The organism is Kocuria sp. UBA5001 (assembly GCF_002398425.1).
GTDB lineage: Bacteria > Actinomycetota > Actinomycetes > Actinomycetales > Micrococcaceae > Kocuria > Kocuria salsicia.
The window spans coordinates 225,202-237,741 of record NZ_DGYR01000009.1 but is presented as its reverse complement, the minus strand read 5'-3'; the positions used below and the strand labels follow the sequence as shown (position 1 = coordinate 237,741).

Sequence of the window (12,540 nt, the reverse complement as noted above, 5' to 3'; positions counted from 1 at the left end):
CGAACAACAGCGACCATTGTGCCAGAGAACGCGGTGCCGGCGCAAACCCGGGTGCGACGGCAAGGAACGACAGTGCCCCGCACTCTCGAAGGAGTGCGGGGCACTGGAGGGTTCGGCTCAGCGCCTCACCGCGTGATCATCGGGGAACTACTTGATGATCTTGGTGACGCGGCCGGAGCCCACGGTGCGACCACCCTCACGGATGGCGAAGCCGAGGCCTTCCTCCATGGCGATCGGCTGGATCAGCTCGACCGTCATCTCGGTGTTGTCACCGGGCATGACCATCTCTGTGCCCTCGGGCAGCGTGATGACGCCGGTAACGTCCGTGGTGCGGAAGTAGAACTGCGGACGGTAGTTCGAGTAGAACGGGTTGTGACGCCCGCCCTCTTCCTTGGACAGGATGTAGACGTTGGCCTCGAAGTCGGTGTGCGGGGTGATGGAACCCGGCTTGCACACGACCTGGCCACGCTCGACGTCGTCACGCTTGAGACCGCGCAGCAGCAGGCCGCAGTTCTCGCCCGCCATCGCCTCGTCCATCTGCTTGTGGAACATCTCGATGCCGGTGACCGTGGTCTTCTGCACGGGGCGGATGCCCACGATCTCGACCTCGGAGTTGATCGGCAGCGTGCCGCGCTCGGCGCGACCCGTCACGACGGTACCGCGACCGGTGATGGTGAAGACGTCCTCAATGGGCATGAGGAAGGGCTTGTCGGTGTCACGGACCGGGTCCGGCACGTTCTCGTCCACGGCCTCCATGAGGTCCTCGACGGACTTGACCCACTCGGGGTCACCCTCGAGCGCCTTCAGAGCAGAGACGCGCACGACGGGGGCGTTGTCACCGTCGAAGCCCTGGTCCGACAGCAGCTCGCGGACCTCCATCTCGACGAGGTCGAGCAGCTCTTCGTCGTCGACCATGTCGGACTTGTTCAGCGCGACCAGCAGGTAGGGAACGCCCACCTGACGGGCGAGCAGGACGTGCTCGCGGGTCTGCGCCATGGGGCCGTCGGTGGCGGCGACCACGAGGATCGCGCCGTCCATCTGAGCGGCACCGGTGATCATGTTCTTCACGTAGTCCGCGTGACCGGGGGCGTCCACGTGGGCGTAGTGCCGCTTGTCGGTCTGGTACTCGATGTGCGCGATGTTGATCGTGATGCCGCGCTGCTTCTCCTCCGGAGCGGAGTCGATGGCACCGAAGTCGCGCTGCTCGTTGACGTCCGGGTACTTGTCGGCCAGGACCTTGGAGATCGCAGCGGTGAGCGTGGTCTTGCCGTGGTCAACGTGGCCGATGGTGCCAATGTTGAGGTGCGGCTTGTTGCGCTCGAACTTGGCCTTCGCCATGGTGTGTTCCTCCTAGAACATTGAGGTGAGACTTGCTCGACTGCTCCGGACCACGGAGCGTAAGACCACAGCGCGGCAAGCGCTGCGCATGTCGAAACCTGTGCAAGTCTACTTCTGGATAACGAATTTACTGAAATTGCAGGGGCGAACCCCGGTGGCTCACTCGCCGCGGTTCTTCTGGATGATCTCCTCGGCCACGGCCTTGGGGACCTCCGAGTAGCTGTCGAACTGCATCGAGTACACGGCGCGGCCCTGGGTCTTGGACCGCAGGTCGCCGATGTATCCGAACATCTCGGAAAGCGGCACGAGCGCCGAGACGAGCTTGACGCCCGTGACGTCCTCCATGGACTGGATCTGGCCACGGCGGGAGTTGAGGTCGCCGATGACGTCGCCCATGTACTCCTCGGGAGTGCGCACCTCGACGGCCATCAGCGGCTCGAGCAGCACCGGGTTGGCACGGCGGGCGCCTTCCTTGAAGACCATGGAGCCGGCGATCTTGAACGCCATCTCCGAGGAGTCGACGTCGTGGTAGGCACCGTCCACCAGCGTGGCCTTGACGCCCACGACCGGGTAGCCGGCCAGGATGCCGAGCTGCATGGCGTCCTGGATGCCGTGGTCAACGGAGGGGATGTACTCGCGCGGCACTCGACCACCGGTCACGGCGTTGTCGAACTCGTACAGCTCCTCGGCGTCCAGCGGCAGCGGCTCGAAGGAGACCTGCACCTTGGCGAACTGGCCGGAACCACCGGTCTGCTTCTTGTGGGTGTAGTCGACCTTCTCGACGGCCTTCTTGATCGTCTCGCGGTAGGCCACCTGGGGCTTGCCCACGTTGGCCTCGACCTTGAACTCCCGCTTCATGCGGTCCACCAGGATGTCCAGGTGCAGCTCGCCCATGCCGCCGATCTCGGTCTGGCCGGTCTCGTCGTTGAGGGACACCGTGAAGGTGGGATCCTCTGCGGAGAGCTTCTGGATGGCGGTGGACAGCTTCTCCTGGTCGCCCTTGGTCTTCGGCTCGATGGCCACGAAGATCACGGGAGCGGGGAAGCTCATGGACTCCAGCACGATCTGGTTGTTCGGGTCCGAGAGGGTGTCACCGGTGGTGGTGTCCTTCAGACCGATCGCGGCGTAGATGTGACCGGCGGAGATCTCGTCCACCGGGTTCTCCTTGTTGGAGTGCATCTGGAAGAGCTTGCCGATGCGCTCGCGCTTGCCCTTGGTGGAGTTCATGACCTGCTCGCCGGCCTTCGCCTTGCCGGAGTACACGCGGATGTACGTGAGCTGGCCGTAGAACGGGTGCGAGGCGACCTTGAACGCCAGCGCCGCGAAGGGGCCGTTGGCGTCCGCGGTGCGGGTCATGACCTCTTCCTCGTCGTTGATGGCGTGGCCCTGCACGTCCTCCACGTCGAGCGGGGAGGGCAGGTAGTCCACCACGGCATCGAGCATGGGCTGAACGCCGCGGTTCTTGAACGCCGAGCCACACAGCACGGGGTAGGCCTGGGAGGTGATCGTCAGCTTGCGGATGCCGGCCTTGATCTCGTCCTCGGTGAGCTCCTCTCCGCCGAGGTACTTCTCCATGAGCTCGTCATCCGCCTCCGCGACGGCCTCGACGAGCTGGTTGCGGTAGTCGTCCGCGCGGTCCTTGAGGTCCTCGGGGATCTCGCGCGTCTCGTACTTCGCGCCCAGGGAGACGTCACCCTTGGAGTCGCCCTCCCACACGAGAGCCTTCATGGTCACCAGGTCGATGACGCCCACGAAGTCGTTCTCGGCACCGATCGGCAGCTGCAGCACGAGCGGGGTCGCGCCCAGGCGGGACTTGATGGTGTCCACGGTGAAGTAGAAATCGGCGCCCAGCTTGTCCATCTTGTTGACGAAGCAGATGCGGGGCACTTCGTACTTGTCGGCCTGGCGCCACACGGTCTCGGACTGGGGCTCCACGCCCTCCTTGCCGTCGAAGACGGCCACGGCGCCGTCGAGCACGCGCAGGGAGCGCTCGACCTCGACCGTGAAGTCCACGTGACCCGGGGTGTCGATGATGTTGATCTGGTAGTCGTGCCAGTAGCACGAGGTCGCGGCGGACGTGATGGTGATGCCGCGTTCCTGCTCCTGAGCCATCCAGTCCATCGTGGATGCACCGTCGTGCGTTTCGCCGAGCTTGTGGTTGATGCCCGTGTAGAACAGGATTCGTTCGGTGGTCGTGGTCTTACCGGCATCGATGTGAGCCATGATGCCGATATTGCGGACCTTCTTGAGGTCGGTAAGCACGTCGAGTGCCACGATGGTTCCCTTCGTAAAAGGTGGTGCCGGGCCCTGGTGTCGGCCCCGCGCGGGGCGGGGCCGACAGGACTACCGAATTTTACCAGCGGTAGTGGGCGAAGGCCTTGTTGGATTCGGCCATCTTGTGGGTGTCCTCGCGGCGCTTCACAGCGGCGCCGAGGCCGTTGGACGCGTCGAGGATCTCGTTCTGCAGACGCTCGGTCATGGTGTTCTCACGACGCGCCTTGGAGTAGCCCACGAGCCAGCGCAGGGACAGCGCCTGGGCACGGCCTGCCTTGACCTCGACCGGCACCTGGTAGGTGGCGCCGCCAACGCGACGGGAGCGGACCTCGAGGGCCGGCTTCACGTTTTCGAGCGCCTTCTTCAGGGTGGCCACGGGATCGGAATTGGTCTTGTTGCGCACGCCCTCGAGAGCACCGTAGACGATGCGCTCGGCCGTGGACTTCTTGCCGTCCTGCAGGACCTTGTTGATCAGCTGCGTGACCACGGGCGAACCGTAGACGGGATCGACGACGAGGGGGCGCTTGGGAGCGGGACCTTTACGAGGCATTACTTCTTCTCCTTCTTGGCGCCGTAGCGGGAGCGGGCCTGCTGGCGGCCCTTGACACCCTGGGTGTCGAGCGCGCCGCGCACGATCTTGTAGCGAACACCGGGCAGGTCCTTCACACGACCGCCGCGCACGAGCACGATGGAGTGCTCCTGCAGGTTGTGGCCCTCGCCGGGGATGTATGCGGTGACTTCAACGCCGCCGTTGAGCTTCACACGGGCGACCTTGCGCAGCGCAGAGTTCGGCTTCTTGGGGGTGGTGGTGAAGACACGGGTGCAGACGCCGCGCTTCATGGGATTGCCCTTGAGCGCGGGAGCTTTGGTCTTCACGACCTTGGAGTGCCGGCCCTTGCGGACCAGTTGCTGGATAGTTGGCACAGTGCCTCCTGGTGGAGCGGAACCCGGTGCGTGCCGGGCCCGCAGGTGACGGGACGGTGATTCCGGGCGCCATGCCGCCGCCATGTGGACCAGAGGCCCGCGAAACGGTGTGCAAGCATGACGAAAGATGGCATCTAGGTACAAGGTGCGTACCAGTGGACAGGGTCCAAAGTGCCATCTCATTGCAGATCGCCCGGAATCGAGCAATTCTGGCCTATCGTATCAGCTTCCCCCGCTGGAGAGGAAACCGGTGTGTCCCGAGATCGCGACATCCGCGGAGAGCGCCCGCGCGCAGCGCTGCAGCGCGGGGACCACGCGCTCGTCGAGGGACTCGACGTCGCCGGTGCCCAGACTCACGCGCATGGACGCGTTCACCGCTGCGACCACCGTGCCCTGCGCGTCCGTGACCGGAACGGCCACGGAGCGCAGGCCCAGCTCGAGCTCCTGGTCCACGACCGCCCAGCCGGCGCGGCGCACCGCTGCGATCTGCGCGCCCAGCTGCTCCCGGTCCGTGAGGGTGCGCTCGGTGAGCGGTCGCGGTTCGACCGCCTCCAGCCGCGCCATCAGCTCCCGCGGCGGCAGGCCCGCGAGCAGCACGCGGCCCATGGAGGTGGCGTATGCGGGCAGCCGTGTGCCCACGGCGATGCTCACGCTCATGATGCTCTTCGTGGCGACCCTGGCCACGTAGACGATGTCCGACCCGTCGAGCACGGACAGGGACGTCGACTCCCCCAGCTCCGCAGACAGCGCCCGCAGGTGGGGCTGCGCGAGCTGGGGCAGCGACAGTGCGCTGAGGTACGCGTGGCCGAGCCCGAGCACCTTGGGGGTCAGCTCGAAGCCGCGGCCGTCGCTGCGCACGTAGCCGAGTGTCTCCAGCGTGAGCAGGAACCGGCGGGCCGTCGCCCGGGTGAGATCCGTGCGGCGGGCGACCTCCGTGAAGCTCATGACGGGGTGCTCGGCGTCGAAGGCCGCGATCACCGTGAGCCCGCGCGCCAGGGACTGCACGAAACCGTCCCCGGGAACGGTCCGGGCGTCGTCGTTCGTGGTCACGGCTGTCCTCCTCGGCACCCCGGCGGCACTGCCACTGGTCGGGACGGTCACCGCCCAGGGGTGAGCGTCACGTCCAGCTGCTCGACGAGCTCGTCGTAGCCCACGCCGAACGTCTCGCGCACCACGATCCGGCCGCCTTCGACCACGAAGACCCCGAGGTCCGTGTAGACGCGGGACACGCAACCCACCCCCGTGAGCGGCATGGTGCACCGCTCCACGAGCTTGGACTGTCCGTTCTTGGACTTCAGGGTCATCATCACGAACGTCTGCTTGGCGCCGGTGGCGAGGTCCATGGCCCCTCCCACGGCGGGGATCGCATCCGGCTTGCCCGTGTGCCAGTTGGCCAGGTTGCCGTGGCGGTCCACCTGGAACGCGCCCAGCACGCAGCAGTCCAGGTGCCCGCCGCGCATCATGGCGAAGGAGTCCGCGTGGTGGAAGTACGAGCAGCCCTCGGTCTCCACCACGGGGATCTTGCCGGCGTTGATGAGGTCCGGGTCCACCTCGTCCCCGTGGGCCTCGCCGCCCATCCCGAGCATGCCGTTCTCGGTGTGCAGGGTGACGTCGTCCTCCGGGCCCAGGTAGTTGGAGACCAGCGTGGGCTGACCGATCCCCAGGTTGACGTAGGCACCGGCGGGGATGTCCCGCGCGACGACCTCCGCGAGCTCCTCGGGGGACAACGGGTGGTCGCTGCTCTGCGGGACGCTCATGCCGCACCTTCCTCTCGAGAATCCTGCTGCCGGGGGTGGTCCACGCGGACCACCGTGTCCACGTAGATCCCGGGCGTCACGACGGCCTCCGGGTCGAGCGCGCCGCGCTCCACGACCTCGTCCACCTGCACGATCGAGTGCGTGGCCGCCGCTGCCATGACGGGGCCGAAGTTGCGCGCGGTCTTGCGGTAGACCAGGTTGCCGACCCGGTCCGCTCGCAGCGCCTTGGTCAGGGAGAAGTCCGCGTGGATCGGGTACTCGAGCACCTGGTGACGGCCGTCCAGCTTCCGCACCTCCTTGCCCTCCGCCAGGGGCGTGCCGTAGCCGGTGGGTGTGAAGAACGCCCCGATCCCCGCCCCCGCCGCCCGGATGCGCTCGGCGAGGTTGCCCTGCGGGACGACCTCCAGCTCGATCTGTCCGGCCCGATACTTCTCGTCGAAGTGCCACGAGTCCGACTGGCGGGGGAAGGAGCAGATGATCTTGCGCACCCGCCCGAGCTGGATCAGGGTGGCCAGCCCCACGTCCCCGTTTCCGGCGTTGTTGCTGACCACGGTCAGGTCCGTTGCCCCGTTGTCGATCAGTGCGTCGATGAGCTCCACGGGCTGTCCTGCGACACCGAAGCCGCCGATCATCACGCACGCGCCGTCGTGGACGGGTGCCACGGCCGCCGCGGCGGTCTCTGCAATGGTGAGCACGGTCTCTGTCCCTCCGTCTGTCGAACCGGGGCCTCAGCCCCGGGCGTCCTGGTTCTCGAGCACCACCGCGAGGCCCTGCCCCACGCCGATGCACAGGCTTGCGACTCCCCAGCGCCGCCCGGACTCCTGCAGCCGTCGCGCGAGGGTGCCGAGCACGCGGGTGCCGGAGGCGCCCAGCGGGTGGCCCAGCGCGATCGCACCGCCCCACGCGTTGACGATCTCCTGGTCCACACCCCACTGCCGCAGGCAGGCGAGCGACTGCGCGGCGAACGCCTCGTTGAGCTCGACCGCGGCAACGTCGTCCCAGGTGATCCCGGCTCGCCGCAGGGCAGTCTCCGCGGCGCGCACCGGCGCCTCCCCGAAGAACTGGGGCTCGTTGGCCGCGGCGCCGCGGCCCGCGATCCGGGCGAGGGGCTGGCGGCCGAGCAGCTCGGCGCCGCGCTCGCTGCCGAGCCATACCGCGGACGCACCGTCGTTCATGGGCGAGGAGTTGCCCGCCGTGACGGTGGCGTTCTCGCCGGTGCGGAACACCGTGCGCAGCTGCCCCAGGGTCTCCGGCGTGGAGTCGGGGCGGATGGTCTCGTCCCGCGTGAGCTCCACGCCCTTCCTGCCGGTGGGTGCCACGCGGACCGTGAGGTCGTCGTACCTTCCCTCGTCCCAGGCCTTCGCGGCCAGCCTGTGGGAGCGCGCGGCGAACTCATCCTGCTCCTCGCGGGTGATGCCGTGCTTCTCGCGCAGCTGCTCCGTGGCCTCACCGAGTGAGACGGTCCACTCGTCCGGCATCTCGGGGTTCACGAGTCGCCAGCCCAGCGTCGTGTTGGCAAGCTCCAGGTTCTGCATCGGGAACGGGCGGTCCGTCTTGGGCAGCACCCACGGGGCACGGGACATCGACTCGACGCCGCCCACGAGCAGCACGTCCCCCTCCCCCACCTCGATCTGGCGGGAGGCGATCATGGCGGCGTCCAGGGACGAGCCACACAGCCTGTTGACCGTGGAGCCGGGGAGACTCACGGGCAGTCCCGCGAGCAGGGTGGCCATGCGGGCCACGTTGCGGTTCTCCTCCCCCGCGCCGTTCGCGTTGCCCAGGTAGACCTCGTCGATCGCCGCCGGGTCCAGGGCGGGAGCGCGTTCCACGAGGGTGCGCACCACGAGCGCCGCAAGATCGTCCGGGCGGTGCCCCGACAGCGCGCCGCCGAGCTTGCCGAACGGGGTCCGGACGGCGTCGTACACGTAGGCCTGGTTCATGGGAATCCTCACCGTGGGAGTTCGACCGGTCGGGGCCGGCGGGGTGTGGGTGCGCGGTGCCTGGTACAGCACACCCGGCTGCTTTCACCAGGCTATGCCGGGGTGTTCGCCATGTGAACACTTGTTCACATGGCGAACACGGCTCAGTCCCGCACCTCGGACAGTGCCTTCTGGGCGTGCTTGAACGCGTTGTTGGCCGAGGGGACGGAGAGGTAGATCGCGGACTGCATGACGACCTCCTTGATCTCCACCGTGCTCAGCCCGTTGCGAAGGGCCGCCTTGACGTGCATCTCGAACTCCTCCCAGTGCGCCCCGGCGATCAGCGCCGTGAGCACGCACGCGCTGCGCATCCGCCGGTCGAGCCCCGGGCGGGTCCAGATCTCGCCCCACGCGTAGCGCGAGATGAAGTCCTGGAAATCCTCCGTGAACTCCGTCTTGCCTGCCTCCGCACGGTCCACGTGCTCGTCCGTGAGGACCTCGCGGCGCACGGTCATGCCCTCGTCGTGGGCCTGCGCCTCGGTGCGTTCGGGGTGTCGGTTCATGCTGTCCTCTGCTCTGCTGTCGATGGACGGGCGGCGAGTCGGTGCGCGGGGTACGGCGCACCGGCGCCTGCCGGGTCGGAGTGCGGGGTCATAGTGCGGCTTCGTAGTGCCGCGCGTCATTGCGCGGGCGGGAGGGTGCGGCGCGTCAGCGCGCGGCGGCGATCAGATCCGTGAGGAGCCGCTCGAGCAGCTCCGGCGCTGCGAGGGGCACCAGGTGGGCGGCGCCGTCGACGATCTCGCAGCGAGCCCGCAGCGCCTGCGCGAGTGGCCGGGCGACGTCGGGCCCCACCATGGCGTCCTCGGTACCGGTGACGACGGCGCACGGCACGGCGGCGGGGGCCGTCACCCCGCGCAGGTCGTAGTCCGCGAGCGCTCGGCACGCGGCGGCGTAGCTGACGCGGTCGGCGCCCTGGAGGTCGTGCAGCAGGGGCGTGCAGAGCTCGGAGTGCCGCGCCAGGAAGTCAGCCGCGAACCAGGCCTTCGCGCACGTGACCACCTGGGTGGGAGTCCCGGCACTCGCCACGAGTTCGGCGCGCTCGCGCCAGGAGGCCGGGTCCGGGAAGTAGTTGGCCGTGGCGACGAGCGTGGCGGACGCCAAGTGGGAGGAGCCCGCGGCAAGCTGCTGCTGCACCACGGCCCCGCCGATCGATGTCCCCATCGCGTGCCACGCTCCCGGCCCCACGCGCTGCGTGACCGCGCGAGCCACGCCCTCGGCGAGGTCGGCAACCGTGAACTCCTGCGCCGGTGCGCTCACGCCGTGGCCGGGAAGGTCCCAGCCGACCACATGGAAGCGGCCCGAGAGCAGGGGGACGAGCGGGGCGTACAGGTTCGTCACGGAGGTTCCCAGCGCGGGCCCAAGCACCACGAGCCGTGCGTCTGTGGGGAGGTCTTGCAGGCGCGTGAACTCCACGAGCCCCAATTCGGGAACGGTCATCGTCTCTTCCTCTCGTCGTGCCGGGCGGCTGCACGCTCGCACAGTTGCGGAGCCACCCCCAGGTATCCTCGCGGGTCCAGCAGACTGCGGATCCAACCGGTCAGTTCGGAGGCGGCCACCCCCTCGGGCAGCTCAACGTCCTCCCCCGCCCGCACCTCCGCCGCGAGCGCGGCGGCGAGCACCTCCGGGTCCTGTGGCTCGGCGCGCACGGCGGCCTGGATGCGCTGCTTGGCGCTGCGCCCGTCCCGCTCCCCCAGCACGGGGGCCAGCGCGGTGTTCAGCCGTTCGGCCATCACGCCCGTTCCAGCGTCCGCCAGGTTGCGGGCCATGCGCTCCTCGCGGACGGTGAGCCCCGCGGCCAGCTCCGCCGCGTGCGACGACGCCGCGGCCGTCAGCACCGCGAGCTCGCGCAGCGCCGGCCACTCGGCGTGCCAGCCGCCGTCCGGCCGCTCGTCGTCCGCGGCACTCGCTCCCGCCGCCACCTGGGCCAGCAGTGCCGTCGCTGCGATGCCCGTGCGCTTGAGGAGCACACTCAGCACGGGGTTCTGCTTCTGCGGCATGGCCGAGGACACGCCCCGGCCCTCTGCGGCGGGCTCTCTCACTTCACCGACCTCTGGGCGGGACATCGTCAAGACGTCGTTCGCCATCCTGGCCAGCGCGGCGGTGGTCTCCGCGAGACTCCCCGCGACCCGCAGCACCGGCACGCGGTTGGTGTGCCACACACCGTCGGGCAGCCGGAGTCCAAGCTCCTCGGCCCAGTACCCGAGGAGCTCCTTCACCCGCTGCCACGTGCGCTCCTCGGTGTCCCCGGGGTGGGCGCAGCGGGCCACGGTGGCCGCGAGCGACCCGGCCGCCCCGCCGAAGGAGACGGGCAGGTGGGCGCGCGCGGCGACGTCGTCCGCGGCGTCGTCCACACCCGCGAGCCACGACGCGGCCTTGAGTCCGAAGGAGACCGGCAGGGCGTGCTGGGTCAGGGTGCGCCCGACCATGACCGTGCCCCCATGGCGCACCACGAGGCGCACGAGGGCGTCCCCTGTGCGGTCAAGCCCCTCCAGGAGCATCCCGCGCACGTCCTCGACCACGAGCGCCAGGGCCGTGTCCATCACGTCCTGGCTCGTCAGACCGGCGTGCACCGCGCCCAGGGGGCGGCCGTGCTCCTCCTCGACCGCACGGCGGTAGGCCGCCAGCAGTGGGATCACTGGGTTGCCACCACCCTCGGAGGCCACAGCCAGGTCTGTGAGCGCGGCCTCGTCGAGCGGCACCCGGTCCACCGCGGCGTGAGCGGCCTCGGCTGCAACGGCGGGGACGAGGCCCACCCTGGACTGCGCCGTGACCCACGCGTCCTCCACCCGGAGGATCGCGCGGGCCACGGCACGGTCGTCCGCCAGGGCCGCGGCCCGGTGCGCTCCCGGCAGCAGCAGACCCGCCTCGATCACTCCAGCCCCGGGTAGGACAGGAACACGGTCTCGTGCTCGCCCTGCAGGTGCACGTCGAAGCGCAGCGAGCCGTCTTCGAGCCGCTGGGCGATCAGCGTGGAGCGATCCTCCTCGGACAGGGAGCTCAGCAGGGGGTCGTTCCCGAGCGCCTCGGTGTCCTCGGGGAGGTAGATCCGCGTGAACAGCCGGTTGAGCAGGCCCCGCCCGAACACCGTCATGAGGATGAACGGCGCCTTGCCGGCCTCGGTGGGTCCGGGATTCACCGTTGTGAAGTCGTAGTGGCCCGCGTTGTCCACGGCCACCCGGCCGAAACCGGTGAACGTGTAGCCGTCCCGTTTAAGGGACCCGGGCTCCTTCGAGACCCTGCCGTTCTCGTCCGCCTGCCAGATCTCGAGCATCGTGTCCGGGATCGTGGCGCCGTGGCCGTCGTACACGGTGCCCTGTAGGCGCACGGCGTTCGGGTGCGACAGCGGCACCAGGAACTCCCCGCCCTCGTAGGGCAGCGCGTAGCCGTAGAAGGGACCGATGGTCTGGCCGGGTGTGGGCACCAGGCGCTCGGTGTTCTCAGTCATTGCTGTCGTCCTCCGTCCAGGTGCGGTTCGAACCGCTCAGGACGATGTCCCAGCGGTAGCCGAGCAGCCACTCGTGCTCGGAGAGGTCGTGGTCGTAGGTGGCCACGAGCCGGTCGCGGGCCTTCGGATCCACGATGGACTGGTAGATGGGGTCCAGGGCGAAGAGCGGATCCCCAGGGAAGTACATCTGGGTGATCATCCGCTGCGTGAAGTCCGTGCCGAACAGGGAGAAGTGCACGTGCGCCGGGCGCCACGCGTTGAGGTGGTTCTTCCACGGGTACGGCCCGGGCTTGATCGTCACGAACGAGTACGAGCCGTCGTCGCCCGTGAGGCAGCGGCCCACGCCCGTGAAGTTCGGGTCGATGGGCGCCGGGTGCTGGTCCCGCTTGTGGATGTAGCGCCCCGCCGCGTTGGCCTGCCAGATCTCCACGAGCTGGTTGCGCACCGGGCGGCCGCTGCCGTCCACGATGCGCCCCGAGATTCGGATCCGCTCGCCGATGGGCTCCCCGCCGTCCTGGATGGTCAGGTCCGACTCCAGGGAGTGGACGTCCCGCTGGCCGAAGGCCGGGGCGTGGAGCTCGATGGTCTCCGGGTCCGTGTGGCGCGGGTCCTTGGTGGGGTGGCGCAGGATCGAGCTGCGGTACGGTGCGTAGTCCAGGCGGGGCTGGTTCTCGACCGCCCCGGAGGCCTCGTGCTGCGTGCTGATCCGCGCCATCTCGTCGATGAGCTGCGCCTGGGTGTCCTTGGCGTCGTCGGCGCCTTTGGCGTACAGGGGCTCGAACGTGTCGTCGTTCTCGACGGTCATGGTCATCTCCTCGGGTGG

13 protein-coding genes are annotated in these 12,540 nt (G+C 68.9%); all 13 read right to left on the bottom strand.

Annotated elements, in window-relative coordinates:
• Positions 1–147: 147 nt before the first annotated feature.
• Positions 148–1,338 carry an elongation factor Tu gene (gene tuf / locus B3G12_RS05030; RefSeq protein WP_144941778.1) on the bottom strand — a complete coding sequence of 397 codons (1,191 nt, stop codon included), beginning with the start codon at positions 1,336–1,338 and terminating at the stop codon, positions 148–150.
• Between the two features lie 159 nt (positions 1,339–1,497).
• Positions 1,498–3,612 (bottom strand): elongation factor G, encoded by a 2,115-nt coding sequence (fusA, locus tag B3G12_RS05025; protein WP_144941775.1) that lies wholly within the window; start codon positions 3,610–3,612, stop codon positions 1,498–1,500.
• Between the two features lie 79 nt (positions 3,613–3,691).
• Complete coding sequence (rpsG, locus tag B3G12_RS05020) at positions 3,692–4,162, bottom strand: 30S ribosomal protein S7 (protein WP_012397685.1); 471 nt, start codon at positions 4,160–4,162, stop codon at positions 3,692–3,694.
• The gene (rpsL, locus tag B3G12_RS05015; protein WP_012397684.1) at positions 4,162–4,536 is read right to left on the bottom strand and encodes a 30S ribosomal protein S12; all 375 of its coding nucleotides are present in this window, start codon (positions 4,534–4,536) and stop codon (positions 4,162–4,164) included. Before rpsL ends, rpsG begins: the two co-directional genes overlap by 1 nt.
• Positions 4,537–4,758: 222 nt before the next feature.
• On the bottom strand, positions 4,759–5,586 hold the full coding sequence (locus tag B3G12_RS05010; protein WP_144941773.1) for an IclR family transcriptional regulator domain-containing protein: 828 nt from the start codon (positions 5,584–5,586) through the stop codon (positions 4,759–4,761).
• A gap of 47 nt (positions 5,587–5,633) precedes the next feature.
• Complete coding sequence (locus tag B3G12_RS05005; RefSeq protein WP_144941771.1) at positions 5,634–6,293, bottom strand: 3-oxoacid CoA-transferase subunit B; 660 nt, start codon at positions 6,291–6,293, stop codon at positions 5,634–5,636.
• Complete coding sequence (locus B3G12_RS05000) at positions 6,290–6,988, bottom strand: 3-oxoacid CoA-transferase subunit A (RefSeq protein WP_144941769.1); 699 nt, start codon at positions 6,986–6,988, stop codon at positions 6,290–6,292. Before B3G12_RS05000 ends, B3G12_RS05005 begins: the two co-directional genes overlap by 4 nt.
• A 33-nt stretch (positions 6,989–7,021) precedes the next feature.
• Entirely contained in the window at positions 7,022–8,233 is a 1,212-nt protein-coding gene (locus B3G12_RS04995) for a thiolase family protein (RefSeq protein WP_144941767.1), read from the bottom strand.
• Positions 8,234–8,376: 143 nt separating this feature from the next.
• Positions 8,377–8,775 (bottom strand): carboxymuconolactone decarboxylase family protein, encoded by a 399-nt coding sequence (locus B3G12_RS04990; protein ID WP_144941765.1) that lies wholly within the window; start codon positions 8,773–8,775, stop codon positions 8,377–8,379.
• A gap of 145 nt (positions 8,776–8,920) precedes the next feature.
• Positions 8,921–9,709, bottom strand: a complete 789-nt coding sequence (locus B3G12_RS04985) for an alpha/beta fold hydrolase (RefSeq protein WP_290499431.1) — start codon at positions 9,707–9,709, stop codon at positions 8,921–8,923.
• Positions 9,706–11,145 (bottom strand): lyase family protein, encoded by a 1,440-nt coding sequence (locus B3G12_RS04980; RefSeq protein ID WP_144941762.1) that lies wholly within the window; start codon positions 11,143–11,145, stop codon positions 9,706–9,708. Before B3G12_RS04980 ends, B3G12_RS04985 begins: the two co-directional genes overlap by 4 nt.
• Positions 11,142–11,717 carry a protocatechuate 3,4-dioxygenase subunit alpha gene (pcaG, locus tag B3G12_RS04975; RefSeq protein ID WP_290499429.1) on the bottom strand — a complete coding sequence of 192 codons (576 nt, stop codon included), beginning with the start codon at positions 11,715–11,717 and terminating at the stop codon, positions 11,142–11,144. Before pcaG ends, B3G12_RS04980 begins: the two co-directional genes overlap by 4 nt.
• Positions 11,710–12,522, bottom strand: a complete 813-nt coding sequence (gene pcaH, locus B3G12_RS04970) for a protocatechuate 3,4-dioxygenase subunit beta (RefSeq protein ID WP_290499427.1) — start codon at positions 12,520–12,522, stop codon at positions 11,710–11,712. Before pcaH ends, pcaG begins: the two co-directional genes overlap by 8 nt.
• Positions 12,523–12,540: the final 18 nt, after the last annotated feature.